16 protein-coding genes are annotated in these 16,484 nt (G+C 73.2%); 3 read left to right on the top strand and 13 right to left on the bottom strand.

The features are described from left to right. Positions 1–115: 115 nt before the first annotated feature. The 13 genes from ACVJO7_RS11080 to ACVJO7_RS11140 form a co-directional block, all read right to left on the bottom strand. A complete protein-coding gene (locus tag ACVJO7_RS11080) occupies positions 116–1,354 on the bottom strand; it encodes an LLM class flavin-dependent oxidoreductase (protein WP_344020593.1) in 1,239 nt (412 codons plus the stop codon). Between the two features lie 17 nt (positions 1,355–1,371). After that, positions 1,372–1,674 (bottom strand): EthD family reductase, encoded by a 303-nt coding sequence (locus ACVJO7_RS11085; protein WP_344020595.1) that lies wholly within the window; start codon positions 1,672–1,674, stop codon positions 1,372–1,374. A gap of 40 nt (positions 1,675–1,714) precedes the next feature. Further along, complete coding sequence (locus tag ACVJO7_RS11090; protein WP_491672792.1) at positions 1,715–2,479, bottom strand: SDR family NAD(P)-dependent oxidoreductase; 765 nt, start codon at positions 2,477–2,479, stop codon at positions 1,715–1,717. Positions 2,480–2,508: 29 nt separating this feature from the next. Then, a complete protein-coding gene (locus ACVJO7_RS11095) occupies positions 2,509–3,282 on the bottom strand; it encodes an alpha/beta fold hydrolase (protein WP_344020599.1) in 774 nt (257 codons plus the stop codon). Positions 3,283–3,313: 31 nt separating this feature from the next. Beyond that, entirely contained in the window at positions 3,314–4,105 is a 792-nt protein-coding gene (locus tag ACVJO7_RS11100; protein WP_491672793.1) for an SDR family NAD(P)-dependent oxidoreductase, read from the bottom strand. A 181-nt stretch (positions 4,106–4,286) separates the two neighbouring features. Then, positions 4,287–5,846, bottom strand: coding sequence for an ABC transporter substrate-binding protein (locus ACVJO7_RS11105; RefSeq protein WP_491672794.1), 1,560 nt, complete (start codon positions 5,844–5,846; stop codon positions 4,287–4,289). A gap of 27 nt (positions 5,847–5,873) precedes the next feature. Continuing rightward, a complete protein-coding gene (locus tag ACVJO7_RS11110) occupies positions 5,874–7,424 on the bottom strand; it encodes an ABC transporter substrate-binding protein (protein ID WP_491672795.1) in 1,551 nt (516 codons plus the stop codon). A 23-nt stretch (positions 7,425–7,447) separates the two neighbouring features. Then, a complete protein-coding gene (locus ACVJO7_RS11115; RefSeq protein WP_491672796.1) occupies positions 7,448–8,245 on the bottom strand; it encodes an SDR family NAD(P)-dependent oxidoreductase in 798 nt (265 codons plus the stop codon). Positions 8,246–8,284: 39 nt separating this feature from the next. Then, the gene (locus tag ACVJO7_RS11120) at positions 8,285–9,331 is read right to left on the bottom strand and encodes a zinc-dependent alcohol dehydrogenase (RefSeq protein ID WP_491672797.1); all 1,047 of its coding nucleotides are present in this window, start codon (positions 9,329–9,331) and stop codon (positions 8,285–8,287) included. Continuing rightward, complete coding sequence (locus ACVJO7_RS11125; RefSeq protein ID WP_491672798.1) at positions 9,328–10,398, bottom strand: ABC transporter ATP-binding protein; 1,071 nt, start codon at positions 10,396–10,398, stop codon at positions 9,328–9,330. Before ACVJO7_RS11125 ends, ACVJO7_RS11120 begins: the two co-directional genes overlap by 4 nt. Beyond that, positions 10,395–11,462, bottom strand: coding sequence for an ABC transporter ATP-binding protein (locus ACVJO7_RS11130; protein WP_344020613.1), 1,068 nt, complete (start codon positions 11,460–11,462; stop codon positions 10,395–10,397). Before ACVJO7_RS11130 ends, ACVJO7_RS11125 begins: the two co-directional genes overlap by 4 nt. A 26-nt stretch (positions 11,463–11,488) precedes the next feature. Then, complete coding sequence (locus ACVJO7_RS11135) at positions 11,489–12,391, bottom strand: ABC transporter permease (RefSeq protein WP_344020615.1); 903 nt, start codon at positions 12,389–12,391, stop codon at positions 11,489–11,491. After that, positions 12,388–13,332 carry an ABC transporter permease gene (locus ACVJO7_RS11140; RefSeq protein ID WP_491672799.1) on the bottom strand — a complete coding sequence of 315 codons (945 nt, stop codon included), beginning with the start codon at positions 13,330–13,332 and terminating at the stop codon, positions 12,388–12,390. Before ACVJO7_RS11140 ends, ACVJO7_RS11135 begins: the two co-directional genes overlap by 4 nt. A gap of 329 nt (positions 13,333–13,661) precedes the next feature. Between ACVJO7_RS11140 and ACVJO7_RS11145 the strand changes: the two genes are divergently transcribed. The 3 genes from ACVJO7_RS11145 to ACVJO7_RS11155 are packed head-to-tail and all read left to right on the top strand — an operon-like array spanning position 13,662 to position 16,484. Beyond that, positions 13,662–14,909, top strand: a complete 1,248-nt coding sequence (locus tag ACVJO7_RS11145) for an LLM class flavin-dependent oxidoreductase (RefSeq protein ID WP_491672800.1) — start codon at positions 13,662–13,664, stop codon at positions 14,907–14,909. 2 nt (positions 14,910–14,911) lie between these two features. Beyond that, complete coding sequence (locus ACVJO7_RS11150) at positions 14,912–15,724, top strand: alpha/beta fold hydrolase (RefSeq protein WP_491672801.1); 813 nt, start codon at positions 14,912–14,914, stop codon at positions 15,722–15,724. 46 nt (positions 15,725–15,770) lie between these two features. Continuing rightward, positions 15,771–16,484 carry a 3,4-dihydroxy-2-butanone-4-phosphate synthase gene (locus ACVJO7_RS11155; RefSeq protein ID WP_344020623.1) on the top strand — a complete coding sequence of 238 codons (714 nt, stop codon included), beginning with the start codon at positions 15,771–15,773 and terminating at the stop codon, positions 16,482–16,484.

Raw genomic sequence — 16,484 nt, forward strand, 5'->3', positions numbered from 1 at the left:
GCACCCACGCTAGGTCACGACCGGGCGTTCCGGACAGATCAGTCGCGGCCGCACCGCCCGCTCCCGGTCCGGGCGGCACCCGCGGAGGCGGCCCGGCCGGGAGCGGGCGAGGGGCTCACGCCGCGATCCCGCCGAACTTCGCCGCGACCCGGTCCTGGCTGATCCGCGGCGTCCAGCGGTCCTCCTCGTCGGCCCACAGGTCGCGCAGCTTCGGGATGACCCGGGTGCCGAACAGCTCGTTGTTCCGGGCCGCCACCTCCTCCGGCAGGTCGCCCACGTGCATGCAGGTGATGAGCTGACCGATGCGCAGGTCGGTCGCGAGCTCGCGGACCCGCTGCTCCACCCGCTCCGGGGTGCCGGCGATGATGTAGCCCAGCTCGTCGTACTCCCAGAAGGACAGCTCGCCGCGGGTCGCCCTGAGCCGCTCCTCGGCGGACTGGGTGCGGGCCCTGGTCAGGTTCGCCCGGATCGACGCCGGCGTGTTGTAGCCGGGCGGCGTCGCGAACTCGATGCCGGTCGGGTTCTGCCGGTAGAAGTAGCGCACCGCGTCGCCGTAGAGCCGCTCGGCCTCGGCGTCGGAGTCGGCGGTGCAGATGATCTGGGTGAACGCCATCCGGTTCGGGTTCATGTTGGCGCCCTGGCTCTCGGTGTAGTCCCAGAAGCCGCCGACGATCGGAGCGGCGCTCTGCTTACCGGAGAACGACAGGTAGCCGTAGCAGTAGTCGAGGGCGTTGACGACGTCCCAGGTCTCCGGGCTGCCGGAGCCGGGGATCCAGACCGGGATCTCGTCCTGCACCGGCCGCGGCCACGGGTTGACGTAGCGCAGCTTGGTGTAGCGGCCGTTGAAGGCGAACGGCTCCCGGGCGGCCCAGGCCCGGGTGATCAGTTCCCGGGCCTCGTGGAACCGTTCGCGGAGCTCGATCGGCGGCACGCCGTAGGCGAACGCGGTGTCCATCGGCGTGCCGAACACGATGCCGGCGATGATCCGGCCGCCGGACAGGCAGTCCAGCATCGCGATCTCCTCGGCCACCCGGATCGGCGGGTTGTACAGCGCCAGCGAGTTGCCGCAGAGCGCGATCGCCGCGTTCTCGGTGGTCGCGGCCAGGATCGAGGCGATCAGGTTCGGCGACGGCGTCATCGCCAGCGAGGTCTGGTGGTGCTCGTTGAGCAGCAACGAGTCCCAGCCGAGGCCGTCCGCCTGCTGCATCAGGCGCAGGTAGGTGTGGTAGTCCTCGCCGACCTGCACCGGATCGGCCACCGAGGCCGGCGGCGTCACCCACGAGCTGTGGACGGTGTCGCCGTAGTCGGCGGGCAGCTTGGTGTAGTACTGCTGGGCGAACCAGTGGAACTTCACGGTGCTCCTTCGGGTGGTCAGGCGACGGAGCCGAGCAGCCTGGTCGCCGGGGTGCCGCCGAGGTTGGCGACATCGGCGCCCAGTGCCCGGCCCTCCGGGGTGGCGAGGGCGGCGCCCATCGCGTCGGCGTCGGCGAAGTAGAGCTCCGCCATCAGGTGGAACTCGGGTGCGGCGCCGTCGGCACCCGGCTGGAAGCGGGTGACCTCGACCTTCTCGATCCCGGGCACCCGCTGCGCCAGCGGGACGTGGGTGCCCAGGTAGTGGGCGTCGAAGGCGTCGACGTCGGACGGGGTGCCGTACAGCACGGTCAGCTTGATCACGGGGTCTCCCGGGTCCGGTGGTGCAGGGTCGGTCGCAGGGTCATCGGGGGCCTGCGGCCATCGCGCCGCCGTCGACCCGGTAGACCTCGCCGTTGACGAAGGCCGACTCGTCGGAGGCCAGGAACAGCACCATGTTCGCGATGTCGGAGGGCTCGCCGACCCGCGGCGACGCCACCCCGGGCAGCGCCTGGGCGGGCAGGTCGGGCACCGCGTCGAGCAGCTGGCGGGTCCGGATCACGCCCGGCGCGACGGCGTTGCAGCGGATCCCCTGCTTGCCGTGCTGGGCGGCGACGAAGCGGGTGAAGCCGATCACGGCGGCCTTCGTGGTGCCGTAGGCGGTGAGCGCCGCGCCGCCGCGCATGCCGCCGACCGACGCCATGTTGACGATCGACCCGCCGCCGGTCCCGATCATGTGCGGGAGGGCGTTCTTGCAGATCAGGAAGATGCTGCGGACGTTGGTGGCGAACGCGCGGTCCCACATCTCGACGCTGGTGCCGACCACGGTGCCGTCGGTGAACCAGGCGTCCGGGCCGACCAGCGCGGCGTTGTTGTGGATGACGTCGATCCGGCCGTGCTCGGCGACCACCCCGGCGACCAGGTCCTCGATGGAGCCCTGGTCGGTGGCGTCGAACCGGACGGCGGTGGCGGCGTCGCCGATCCCGGCGGCGGTCTCCTTCGCCCCGTCGACGTTGATGTCGGCGACCACGACGCGGGCGCCCTCGCGGGCCAGCGTCCGCGCCGTCTCCCGGCCGATCCCGGCGGCACCGCCGGTGACCAGGGCGACCTTGCCCTCGACTCGTCCCATGCTGCGGTCTCCTCGCTGTTCGACGCGGTTCACTGGTTGAGGAAGTCGGTGACGAGCGAGACGAAGGTGTCCTCCTGCTCGACCATCGGGTAGTGCCCGGCGGACTCGACCGGGGCGAGCCGGGCGTCCGGGACGAGCCGGACGAACTCCTCGGCGTAGGACAGCGGGAGCAGTCCGTCGGAGGTGCCGTGCACGACGAGCGTGGGGGCGGCCACCAGCGGCAGCCGCCTGCGCAGGCCGCGCTCGGCGATCGGCCACATGAACTTCGTGGCCGAGCCGAGGTTCTGCGCGTCGAACAGGATCGCGGCGTGCGGGTCGTCCGGGTCCGGGGTGAAGTTCGACGGCTCCCGGGCGGGCGGTTCGCCGTGCCACTTCGCGGCCTTCACCTCAGCGGCCGCACCGAACGGGTCCAGCGTCGGCTGCTCGTCGAGCCACAGGCCGTAGGCGTTGACCAGGACCAGTCTGCGGACCAGCTGCGGGGCGAGCACCGCCAGCTCCGCGGCGAACATGCCGCCGAGCGAGTGCCCGACGACGTCGATCGAGTCGATGCCCCAGGACCGCACGAGCTCGCGGTGGTAGAGCGCGACGTCGTGCACGTCGACGAACGACTCGAAGCCGGTCGACCCGCCGTACCCGGGCTGCTCGGGCGCGAGCACCCGCCGGTCCTCGGCCAGGCGGCGCAGGAAGCCGGCGCCGCCCGGGTGCCGCTCGTATCCGTGCAGGTACAGCAGCGGCTTCCCACTGCCCTGGTCCCACAGCTCGACGTCGAACGTGCCGACGTTCGGAATCTCCAGGGTGGTCATGTGGTCCTCTCTCGGATTGCCGGATCGGGGATCAGAAGTCGGGGCCGAGCCCGCCGAGCGGCGGCATCCCGGAGTGCGCCCACAGCCCCCCGTCGGCGACGACGTGGGTGCCGGTGACGAACGCGGCCTCGTCGGAGGCGAGGAACAGCACCACGGCGGCGATCTCCTCCGGGCGCCCGTAGCGGCCCATCGGGATGGCGTCGCGGATGTCCTCCCAGGTCTGCGGTGCGCGCTCGCGGAGCCGGTCGATCGGCGGGGTGCCGATCGGGCCGGGGCAGACGGCGTTGCACCGGATGCCCTTGCGCGCGTACTCGATCCCGGTGACCCGGGACAGGTTCACCACCCCGGCCTTGAGCACGTTGTAGGCGCCGAGCCCGAAGTCGCCCGCCAGCCCGGACACCGACGCCGTGTTGACGATCGAGCCGCGGCCGGCGGCCAGCATCGGCACCAGCGCGACCTTGGTCGCGTACCAGTACGAGACGAGGCCGATGTCCAGCGAGCGGCGGAAGCCGTCGAGGGTCAGGTCGCCGATCCGCCCCGCCTCGAAGCCGACGTGGTTGTTGTGCAGGATGTCCAGCCCGCCGTGCTCGCCGACGGCGAACCCGACGACCCGGTCGATCTCGGCCGGGTCGGCGGCGTCGGCGTGCAGGAAGTCGATCGTGGCGCCGCCCGCGCGCAGCTCGGCGGCCACCCGCCCGCCGGCGTCGGCGTCGATGTCGGCGAGCACCACCCGGGCCCCCTCCCGGGTGAACGCGCGGGCGGTCGCGGCGCCGATGCCGGAACCGCCGCCGGTGATCACGGCGACCTTGCCGTCGAGACGCATGGGGGTCCTTCCAGATGGGGTCACAGCAGGGACGACCGGGGCCGGCGGGATGGTCACGCCCGGCGCGGGACGGTGTCGCACATCGAGTCTGTGCAGATCGGGCCGCCCGGACAATGGGAGGCCGTCCACGGCTGTCGCCGTTGTCGTGGACGGCCTCCCACGCCGCGGGCGGGTCAGGGCGTCACGAGGTGACGCCGACCCCGCGGAAGGTGGGCGCGTACGCCGGCCGGTAGCCCTCGGGGAACACGGCCCGGTCGGTCCACGCGCTCGGCGGGTAGTGCGCGTGCAGCGGGAACACCTTCCGGACGTTCTTCTCCTCCTGGATCATCCGGTGCATCGCAGGTGTCCGCGCCTCCCGGTCGGCGCCGGCCAGCGCCTGCAGCCAGGCGTCCTGGAACTCCGGTGTCGAGGTGTTCCACGGGTTGGCGAACTGGCCCGGCAGGCTGGCCTGATAGACCGTCGTCGGGTCCTGGAACGGGGCACCCATGCCGGGGAAGGCGTCGCCCTCCTGGCGGCCGTAGAAGGTGACCGCGGTGGTCGGCGACTCGACGACCCGGGTGCTCGCCCGGAGCCCGGACTCGGCCAGCATCGGCACCAGCGCCTCCGCGACGGCCCGGTGGTCGTCCAGCCCGGGGACGATCATCTCGAAGTCCACGCCGTCGGGATGGCCCGCCTCGGCGAGCAGCGCGCGGGCCCGCTCCGGGTCGTAGGCGTAGTCCGGGTTCGCCGGGGTGACGGTGGGATCGAACGCCCAGTAGTCCGGCGGCATGTACTGGGCGACCGGGGTGCCGATCCCGAAGAAGACGCCGTCGACGATCGCCTGCCGGTCGATCGCGTGTTCCATCGCCCGGCGCACCCGGATGTCGTCGAACGGCGGCCGGCCGGTGTTCATGTACATCGACATGATCGACAGGCTCTTGGACGGGGCGGTCTGCAGCCCGGCGGCGGCCGCCTGGTCTGCCTGCGACGGGTCCAGGTAGGTCAGCTCGGCCTGCCCGGTCTGCAGCATGTTCAGCCGGGTCGGCGCCGAGGTCTGGACGTAGATCTCGTAGTGCGCCGCGCGGGCGGCCTCCGGGTCCCAGTACTCCGGGTTGCGGTCGTAGCGGGTGATCTGGCCGGGGATGTACTCGGCGAGGGTCGCCATGCCCGAACCGACCGGGTTCTGGTCGAGATCGGGATTGTCGAACGCCGCCGGGCTGATCATCGACCCGGCCGAGCCGCTGAACAGCGCGGGCAGGTTGCCGCCCGGGCCGGACAGCTCGACGCGGGCGGTGAACTCGTCGACGACCTCGACGCCGGACACCCGGGCCAGCGCCCCGCGCTGGGTGCTCTCCTCCATCGTGCGGGCGCGCTCCAGGTTGGCGCGCACCGCCTCGGCGTTGAACGGGGTGCCGTCGACGAACGTCACGTCCTCGCGCAGGGTCAGCACGATCGCGGTGTCGTCGTCGACGAACTCCCAGGACGTGGCGAGCTGCGGGACGAGCTCACCGTCCTCGTCCTCCATGACGAGCTGGTCGTAGACGAGCCGGAAGAAGATCATGTCCCACGGGTTGGCGGACCGGTGCGGGTCGAACGTCGACGGGTTCTGCACGAACACGTAGCGGAACGTGCCCTCGGGGTCGATCTCGCCGTTGCCCGCGGCCCGCGACGCCCCACCGCACGCGGACAGGGCCAGTGCGAGCACCGCTATCACGGCGATCGGCCAGCGGGAGCGCGGACGCAGCACCATTGCTGTGTTCACTCGGATCTCCTGACGGGATGGAAGGGGTCAGCGGCTGATCGCCACGCCCCGGAAATGTGCTGCATAGGCGGGGCGGTAGCCCTCGGGGAACAGGACGTCGTCGCTCCACACGCTGGGCGGCTGCGCGGCGAAGATGCCGAACTGGCGCAGCAGGCCCTTCTCCTCCTCGATCATGCGGTGCACCGCGTCCAGCCGGTCCTCGCGGGTCTCCCCGCGCAGCGAGTCGTCCCAGGCCTGCTCGAACTCCGGGGAGGTGGTGCCCCACGGGTTCATGAACTGGCCGGGCAGGTTCGACTCGTACTGGTTGGACGGGTCGACGAACGGGGCCTGGGCGCCGATGTAGGCGTCGCCCTCCTGGCGGCCGAAGAAGGTGGCCGGCGTGGTGGCCGGCTCGACCACCTGCGGCCGGGCCCGGATCCCGACCTCGGCGAGCATCGGGATGACCGCCTCCGCGACGGTGCGGTGGTCGTCCAGCGCCGGGATGAGCATGTCGAACTCGAGGCCGTCCGGATGGCCCGCCTCGGCGAGCAGCGCCCGGGCGCGCTCGGGGTCGTAGCCGTACTGCGGATCCTCGGCGCCGATTCCCGGGTGGTGGGCCCAGTGGTCCGGCGGCACCAGCTGCGCGACCGGTTCGCCGATCCCGAAGAACACCCCGTCGACGATCGCCCTGCGGTCCACCGCGTGCTCCATCGCCTGCCGGACCCGCAGGTCGTCGAACGGCGGGGACCCGGTGTTCATCGTCATCCGGAAGATCGTCGTGCTGACCGACGGCTGCACCTGCAGACCGGCGGCGACCGCCTGGTCCTGGGTGGACGGGTCGAGGTAGGTCATGTCGATCTGGCCGGTCAGCACCATGTTCAGCCGGGTCGGCGACGAGGGCTGCACGTAGATCTCGACACCGGCCACCCGCACGGCGTCCGGATCCCAGTACCCCTCGGCGCGGGCGTACCGGGAGACCTGGCCCGGCACGTGCTCGGTGAGGGTGAACATGCCCGAGCCGACCGGGTTCTGGTCCAGGTCCGGATTGTCGAACGCGCCCGGGTTGATCATGGAGCCGTGCCGCTCGGTGAACAGGGCGGGCAGGTTCCCGCCGGGGCCGTCGAGCAGGATCCGCACGGTGGTCGGGTCGGGCGTCTCGATCGACCCGATCGCCCGCAGCGCCCCGGCGACGGTGCTGCCCTCCAGCTCGCGGGCGCGCTCCAGGTTGGCGGCCACCGTCGAGGAGTCGAACGGGGTCCCGTCGTGGAAGGTGACGTCGTCGCGCAGCGTCAGCTCCAGCACCCGGCCGTCGTCGAGGAACTCGTAGCCGGTGGCGAGCATCGGCAGGATCTCGCCGTCGGAGTTCTCCTGCAGCAGCTGGTCGTAGACCAGGCGCAGGTTCACCATGTCCCAGGCGTTGCCGGAGCGGTGCGGGTCGAACGTCGACGCCGCCTGCACGAACGCGTAGCGGAACACGGCGTCCGGATCGGGTTCGCCGGACGCGGCGGCCTGGCCGCCGCCGCCACAGGCGGTCAGCACCAGCGCGAGTGCGGCGACGAGGGCGCCGAGCAGGCGCCCACGTCGGGTGGGGGTGGTCATCGGGGTTACCTCCGGGGAGCGGGTCAGCCGGTGAACTGCCCACCGGCGGGCAGCAGGAGCTGGCCGGTGGTGAACGACGATTCGTCGGAGGCGAGGAACAGGCAGCTCGCCGCGATCTCCTCGGGGCGGCCCAGCCGGTTCATCGGGGTGATGCTCATGGCCATCCCGAGCGCGGTGGCGTCGTCCTCGATGCCGGCGATCATCGGGGTGGCGGTGTAGCCGGGGCCGACGGCGTTGACCCGGACGCCGGTGGCGGCCAGCTCCAGCGCCAGCACCTTGGTCAGCATGAACACGCCCGCCTTGGACACGCAGTACGGCGCCGCCCCGGCGAGCGGGATCTTCGCCGCGCTGGAGGCGATGTTGACGATCGACCCGCCGGTGCCCTGCGCGAGCATCTGCCGGGCCAGCGCCCGGTCGGTGAGCATGACGCCGGTGACGTTGATGTCGAGCACCCGCCCGAACGCCTCGGTGTCCAGGTTGACCAGGTGGGTGCTCTGCTCACCGGCCGCCCGGTTCTGCACGTTGCTGCGCCCGGCGGCGCTGGCGACACCGGCCGAGGCGACCCCGACGTCGACCCTGCCGAAGCGCTCGACGGCGGCCGCGACGAGCGCGTCGCACTGCTGCCCGTCGGTGGTGTCGGTGCGCACGTACAGCGCGCTGCGGCCGGCCTTCTCGACGAGCGCGACGGTCTCGTCGGCCGGGGCGATGTCGCCGACGACGACGTCGGCGCCCTCCTGCGCGAACCGCTCCGCGGTGGCCCGGCCGATCCCGCTGGCCCCGCCGGTCACGACCGCGACCCGGCCCTCCAACGCCCTGCCCATGGGGTGCTCCTCTCCTGCGTGTGATCGTTCGGGGGTGGTTCAGCGGTCCGGGACGACGACGACCTTCACCGAGCCGTCGACGGCGTGCTGCGCGGCGAACGCCTCGTCCACCCGGGACAGCGGCACCCGGTGCGACACCAGCGACGTCACGTCGACCGCTCCGCCGGTCAGCAGCCGGAACGCCTCCGCCCCGTCGTCGGCGGTGTAGGCGAAGCTGCCGCGCAGCCGGAGCTCCTTCTGGACCACGGTGTCGACGTCGACCGGCGGGACGTGCCCGGCCAGCCCGGCGAGCACTACGGTGCCGCCGGCCCGGGTGAGCGCGGTCGCCGCGGCGAGCATCGGCCCGGCCCCGGAGCACTCGACGAACGCGGCGACGTTCCCGCTGCCCGGCTGGTAGGGCGAGTCCGAGGTCCCCCAGCGCTCCCGGACGTGGGCGACCGGATCGGTGCGCCGGGCGTCGATCACGGCGGCGCCGGTCTCCGCGGCCCGTTCCAGCCGGGGCGGCGAGACGTCGATGCCGAGCACGTCGGTGACGCCGTGGGCGGCGAGCACCCGCAGCACGCACTGACCGATCGACCCGAGGCCGGCGACCACGACCGGGCCGCCGCCGGCGGTGGCGCCGGACAGCCGCACCGCGCGGACCGCGACCGACAGCGGCTCCAGGAACGCGCCCTCCTCGAAGGTGACCGGATCGGGCAGCCGGTAGAGCTTGCCGTCCTCGGCGTCGGGCACCAGCACCTGCTCGGCGAGCCCGCCGCCCGCGCTGCTGCGCGGGCCGGCGCACAGGTTGGTGCTGCCCTCCCGGCAGCGCGTGCAGGAGCCGCAGGGCCCCATCGGGATGACGGCGACCCGGTCGCCGGGGGCGAGCGTGGTGATCCCCTCCCCGACCGACGCGACGGTGCCTGCGTACTCGTGGCCCATCCGGGCGCCCGCGGTGATCCAGGCGCCCTCGGCGTAGGCGTGCACGTCGGAGCCGCAGATGCCGCAGGCCCGCACGTCCAGCACGACGGCGCCGGGGCCGGGATCCGGGGCGGGCTCGTCGACGAGCCGGACGTCGCCGACACCGTGCCAGCGGGTGGCCCTCATGCCGACACCTCCGCCCCGGACGGCGCGCGCGGCGGCCGCGCCCCGGCGGCCGGCCGGTCCAGCGTCCGCACCGACGCCCCCGACAGGCGCGGGCCGGTGGTGTGCAGGTGGCAGGCGACCTCGCCGGCGCCGGGCACCCGGGTCGGCAGCGGGACCTCGGTGCGGCACAGGTCCATCACGTACGGGCAGCGGGTGTGGAACCGGCACCCCGGCGGGACCCGGGACGGGTCCGGCGGGTCCCCGGCCAGCACGATCCGTTCGCGCCGGCGCTGCACCCGCGGCGCGGGCACCGGCACCGCCGACAGCAGCGCCTCGGTGTAGGGGTGCGCCGGGGCGTCGAACACCCGGGCGGCCGGGCCGTGCTCGACGATCTGCCCGAGGTACATCACGGCGACCCGGTCGGAGATGTGCCGGACCACCGACAGGTCGTGCGCGATGAACAGGTAGGTCAGCCCGATCGCCGCGGAGAGCTCCTCCAGCAGCGCGATGACCTGGTTCTGGGTGGACACGTCGAGCGCGCTGACGGCCTCGTCGAGGACCAGGATCCGCGGCTCGGCGGCGATCGCCCTGGCGATCGTGATGCGCTGGCGCTGGCCGCCGGAGAACTCGTGCGGGTAGCGCATCATGTACTCCGGCGGGAGCCCGACCCGCCGCAGCAGCTCGGCCACCCGCTCCACCCGCTCCCGGCGGTCCAGCCGCAGGTGCACGTCGAGCGGCTCGGCGACCGAGTCCCGGACCAGCATCGACGGGTCCAATGAGGAGTACGGGTCCTGGAACACCATCTGGATGTCCCGGCGCGCCGACCGCAGCGGGCGGGCCGGCAGGTCCAGCAGCTCCCGGCCGTCCAGCCGGACCGAGCCGGACTCCGGCTCGACCAGCCGCATCAGGCCGCGCGCGGTGGTGGACTTGCCGCATCCGCTCTCGCCGACCAGCCCGAGCGTCTCGCCCTGGTGCAGCTCGAAGGACACGCCGTCGACCGCCCGGACCGGCGCCGGGCGCCTGCGCAGCAGCGAACGCCGGGCCGCGAACGACACGACGAGGTCCTGCACCTCCAGCAGCGGGGTCACGACGCACCTCGCAGGGTCAGCTCGGTGTGCCGCAGGCAGCGTGTGCTGTGTGCGCTGCCCGCCCGGTGGGCGCCGTCGGCGGGTCGGGCGGCCCGCAGCTCGGGCGCGGAACCGGTGGTGCACCCGTCGGTGGTGTAGGGGCAGCGCGGATGGAACCGGCAGCCCGCGGGCATCCCGCCGACGCGTGGCGGCTGACCCTCGACCACCGAGAGCTCCGCGGCGGGCCGGTCCATCCGGGGCATCGCCGCCAGCAGGCCCTCCATGTACGGGTGGTGCGGCGCGTCGAACAGGTCGTCGATCGCCGCACTCTCCACGATCTGCCCGGCGTACATCACCAGCACCCGGTCGCAGACGTCGGCGACGACGCCGAGATCGTGCGTGATGACGATGACCGACATGCCGTGCTCGCGCTGGATCTCGCGCAGCAGCTCCAGGATCTGCGCCTGCACGGTGACGTCCAGCGCGGTGGTGGGCTCGTCGGCGATGATCACGTCCGGGTTGCAGGCGAGCGCGATCGCGATCATCACGCGCTGGCGCATCCCGCCGGAGAACTCGAACGGGTACTGCGCGGCCCGCCGTCGCGGATCGGGCACCCCGACCCGTTCGAGCAGGCCGACCGCGCGGTCCCGGGACGCCCGCCGGGACAGGCCCTCGTGCCTGCGGAGCACCTCGGCGATCTGGTCGCCGACCGTGAACGCCGGGTTCAGGCTGGTCATCGGCTCCTGGAAGATCATCGCGATGTTGGGACCGCGGATGTCGGACATCTCCCGGGGGGTCAGCCTGGTCAGGTCGTGATCGAGCACCCGCAGCACCTCGGCCCGCACCCGGGTCTGGCGGGCCGGCATCAGCCCGGCGATCGACAGGCAGGTCACGCTCTTGCCGGAGCCGGACTCGCCGACGATGCCGAGTGTCTCGCCGCGGGCGACGGCGAAGCTGACGCCGTCCACGACGCTCGCCCAGCCGTCCTCGGTGAGCACCTCGACGACGAGGTCCTCGACCTGCAACGTGTACCGGGTGTCGGGTGCGCCGGTTCCGGGCGCCGGGGCGGGTCCGCTGTGCGGCACGGGAATCTCCGTCCGGGATACGGGGGTCATCGGCTCTCGGTCCGTTCCTCGCGGCCCAGCGCGTCGCGCAGGCCGTCGCCGAGGGTCACGAAGGTGAAGACGGTCAGTGCGATCAGCGCACCGGGGAAGATCCCCAGCCAGGGCGAGCGGCCGTAGTACAGGAAGCCCTCGCGGATCATCGATCCCCAGCTCGCGTCGGGCGGCTGGACACCCAGCCCGAGGAAGCTCAGCCCGGCCTCGGCGAGCATCGCGTAGCCGGCGGTGACCGCGATCGCCACGGTCAGCGGGGAGAGCGTGTTCGGCAGCACGTGCCGGACGATGATCATCCAGGTGGGCGTGCCGATGCTGCGGGACGCCTCGACGAAGGTCTCCTCCTTCAGCCCCATGACCACACCGCGGACCAGCCGCAGGAAGCGCGGGGCGAGCAGCAGCCCGACCGCCAGCATCGCGTTGCGCAGGCTCGGGCCGAGCACCGCGACCAGGGCGATCGCCAGCAGCAGCGGCGGGAAGCTCATCGCCGCGTCGTTGAGCCGCATCACCACCGCGTCCAGCCGGCCGCCGACGAAGCCGGTGAGGAAGCCCAACGGCACCCCGATCACCATCGCGACGGCCAGCGCCAGGCAGATCGCGAGCAGCGAGACCCGGGTGCCGACGATCAGCCGGCTCAGCGTGTCCCGGCCGAGCTGGTCGGTGCCGAGCAGGTGCCCGGGCGAGAACGGGTCGAGCAGCACGCCACGCAGGTTCTGCGCGTTCGGGTCGGCCGGGGTGATCAGCGGGCCGAACAGGGCCACCAGCACCAGCACCGACAGCACACCGAGGGCGATCATCGCGGACCGGTTGCGGCGCACCCGCCTGCGGAAGTCGGCGAACGCCCCGCCACCGCCGTGGGTGACGGCCGCGGGCACCGGCGCCGGTTCGTCGTTCGTCATCGGGGTCGCACCTTCGGGTTGAGGTAGCCGTACGCGAGATCGACCAGCAGGTTCGACACGACCGCCACCAGCACCGCGACCAGCACGATGCCCTGGATCACCGGGATGTCCCGGGTGGTGACGGCGTTGATCGCGACCTGGCCGAGCCCCGGCACGCCGAACACCTGCTCGACCAGCACCGCGCCGCCGAGCAGCGCGGTGATCTGCAGGCCGAGCACCGTCACCAGCGGGACGCTCGCGTTCTTGAGGACGTGTTTCCCGATCACCATGCGGCCGCGCAGGCCCTTCGCCCACGCCGTGCGCACGTAGTCCTGTTGCAGCACACCGATGATGGAGCCGCGCAGCTGCCGGGCGCTCTCCGCGGCGCCGGCGATGCCCAGCGTCAGCGCGGGCAGCAGCAGGTGCGAGAGCCAGCCGGTCGGGTCCTCGGTCAGCGGCACGTAGCCGGTGGCGGGCAGCCAGCCGAGGGCGAGGCTGAAGATCAGCACGAACACCAGGCCGAGCCAGAACGACGGCATCGCGATCCCGAGCGACGAGCCGATCCCGGCGATCCGGTCGATCCAGGTGCCGCGGCGCAGCGCCGAGACGATCGCCGTGGGGACGGCGATGAGCAGGGAGAACACCAGTGCCGTCGCGGCGAGCGCGATCGTGACCGGCAGGCCGTCGCCGATCGAGGTGGCGACCGGGCGGCTGGTGAACAGCGAGGTCCCGAGATCGCCGGCGACGGCGGCGGTGACCCAGTCCCAGTACTGGACCGCGGTCGGCCGGTCCAGCCCGAGCCGGTCGCGCACGGCGGCGACCTGCTCGACCGTGGCGTCCGGGCCCGCGATGGTCACGGCCGGGTCGCCGGGGATGAGCAGCACGAGGCCGAAGGCCACGAACGTGACCAGGACCAGCACCGGCACCGTGGCCAGCACGCGCAGGGCGAAGAACTTCAGCACCGTTGGTCGACCTCCTCGTTGACGTCGGCATGCGGCGGTGCGGCCGGGCGCCCGCGCAGCGGCCCGGTCGGCAGGAGTGGGGAATCGCCGTTTCCGGCGGAGTCAGAACGGCGGGGTGACGCCGGACACGGACGCTAAGCGCAGCGCCGCGCGAGCCGCAATGGGCTCGTCGGATTTTCCGGAATCCCGGCCCGGTTGTGTGTGGATGCCCACCGGGGACGAGCCGAAAGTGGACACCGTCCCATTGTTCGGCATTCTCGGCGGCCCACACGATAGCGCGGTCCACACCGTGGACGCCGAGAGCACCCGCTCGTGTGGAGGGGACAGCGATGAAGTTCCACTGGTTCGCGGAGGTCACCTACGACGGCCTGCCGGACTCGTTCCCAGCCCCCGGGCAGGGCGCCTGGGTGGACAGCCCGGTCGCGATGGCCGACCCGCACCGGATCGGGGCGAACTACCGGAGCTTCGTGCGGCTCATGCAGCAGGCCGACCGGGAGGGGTTCGACGGCCTCGCCGTCAACGAGCACCACCAGACGCCGTTCGCGATGACGCCGTCGCCGAACCTGCTGGCCGCCAGCCTCGCGAGCTCCACCGAGCACGCCGCCATCCTGGTCATCGGGGACTCACTGGCGCTGTACAACCCGCCGGTCCGGGTCGCCGAGGAGCTTGCCTACCTGGACTGCCTGTCCGGCGGGCGGGTGATCGCCGGCTTCGTGTTCGGCACCCCGATGGACTCCTCCTACGCCTATGCGCGACCGCCGGTGGAGCTGCGCGAACGCTTCCACGAGGCGCGCGAGCTCGTGCTGCGGGCCTGGCGCGAGCCGGAGCCGTTCGCGTTCAACGGCAGCTACACCCAGCTGCGCTACGTCAACCTGTGGCCGCGCCCGATCCAGCAGCCGCCGCCGATCTGGGTCCCCGGCTCCGGCAGCCCGGAGACCTGGGAGCTGGTCACCCGGGAGAACTACTGCTACGGGCACCTCTCGTTCTCCGGCCTGCGCGCGGCGAAACCGATCGTGAATCGGTACTGGGATTACGTGGCCGACCACGACGGCGACCTGAACCCGCATCGCATGGCATTCACCCAGCTGATCTGTGTCGCGGATTCCGATGCCGAGGCGGAACGGAAGTACGCGGATGCCGTGCGCTATTTCCAGCGGGTGCGCGATCCCGCACTGCGGTTCGCGACGCCGCCCGGCTACACCAGCCCGGCCGCGCTGCGCGGGATGCTCGCCCGGACCACCGACCCGCAGGCGATGGAGGACAAGCGGCGCGCGGTGGCCGGCGAGATGAGCTTCTGGGAGTACGACGAGAAGGGCTACATCATCGCCGGCACCCCGGACCGGGTCGAGCAGCGGGTCCGCGAGCTGGCGACCGAGCTGCGGGTCGGGCAGCTGATCGCGTCGCTGCACATGGGCGACCTGCCCGAGGAGACCGCGGCCGAGAACACCCACCTGTTCGCCACCCGGGTCATGCCGAAGCTGCGTGACCTGTGGGCCGACCGGCCCGACCACTGGACCCCGGCCGGGCTGCGCCCGGGACCGGCGATCGGCGACGCGGCGCTCGCCGGAGGGAGCTGACCATGCCCACGGTCACCGTGAACGGTGTCGGGATCCACCACCAGATCCACGGCGAGGGACCGCCGCTGCTGCTGATCTCCGGGCTGGGGGCGAACTCCGCGGCCTGGGCGGGCGTGCTGCCCCGGCTGGCCGCGACGCACCGGGTGATCACCCTGGACAACCGCGGGACCGGGCGCAGCGCCGTCCCGCCCGGCCCGTACCCGGTCGACACGATGGCCGACGACGTCGCCGCGCTGCTCGAGCACCTCGGTCCCGGCCCGGTCGCGGCCGTCGGCTGGTCGATGGGCGGCTCGATCCTGCAGTCGCTGCTGGTCCGGCGGCCCGAGCTGCTCTCCCGGGCCGTGCTGCTCAACGCGTTCCCGTCCTACACCCCGGTCCAGCACGCCTGGCTGGACTGCGGGCTCGCGCTGCGGCGGGCCGGCGTCGATCCGGTGGCGATCGCGCTGCACGGCCTGCCGTGGGGCTTCACCGGCGCCGCGCTCGCCGACCACGATCTCGCCGCCGCCCAGGCCGGGCTCGTCGCACAGGACCCGTACCCGACGTCGCGGGCCGGCTTCGAGGCGCAGGCCGCCGGCCTGCGGGTCTACGACTCGCGCGCCGGTCTCGGCTCGGCCCGGACCCCGACGCTGGTGCTGACCGGCGCCGAGGACGTGCTCACCCCGGTCGCGCAGTCGGTGGAGATGGCCGCGCTGCTGCCGGACGCGACGCTGCAGGTACTGCCCCGCGGCGGGCACGGCATGATCGTCGAGTACCCCGAGCCGACGCTGGCCGCGATCACCGCCTTCCTCGCCGCCCCGGCCGGGGTGCCGGCGTGAGCCGCCCGGCCCGGGACCGCGGCCGGACCGCCCGGCGGGACGCCCCGTGACCCGGCCGGCCGGTACCGCCGGGTCCGGCCTGTCCGCGGCGCTCGACGCGCTGCACGCCGGCCGGCCGGTCGGGCTGCTCGACGATCTCGTCCCGGCACCCGCGGCCGCCGGCGCGATCGTCGTCGCCGGGGACCGGATCGACACCGCCACGATGGCCCTGCTGGTCCGGGTCACCAGCGGCGTCGTCGCCGTCGCCGCACCCGCCGAGCGGCTCGACGCACTGCGGATCCCGCCGATGCCGGGCGGGCACGGCGATCCCGGCCGGCCCGGGTTCGCGGTCGCCGTCGACCTGGCCACCGGCATCACCACCGGCATCTCCGCCCGGGACCGCTCGGCCACCGTCCGGGCGCTGGCCGATCCGTCGAGCTCGGCCGAGGCGTTCACCCGGCCCGGTCACGTGCTCCCGGTGCGGTCCCGCGACGGCGGGGTGCTCGCCAGGGCGCGGCCGGCCGAGGCCGCGATGGACCTGTGCCGGGCCGCGGGCCGGGAACCGGTCGCGGCGCTCGCCACCGCCGTCGACGACGCGGGTGGCGCCGGCTCCGCGGCGGTGCTGGAGTCGGTCGCCGCGCGGCACCCGATGCCGCTGGTCCGCGTCTCCGAGGTGCTCTCCCACCGGCGGGCGGAGATCGCCCGGGTGCTCGGCGACCTCGGCGCCGGCCGCGGGGTCCTCATCGGCGGAACGGCGCTCGGCGGGACGGCGGTCGCCTGA

This window comes from Pseudonocardia sp. DxW (genome assembly GCF_058448985.1).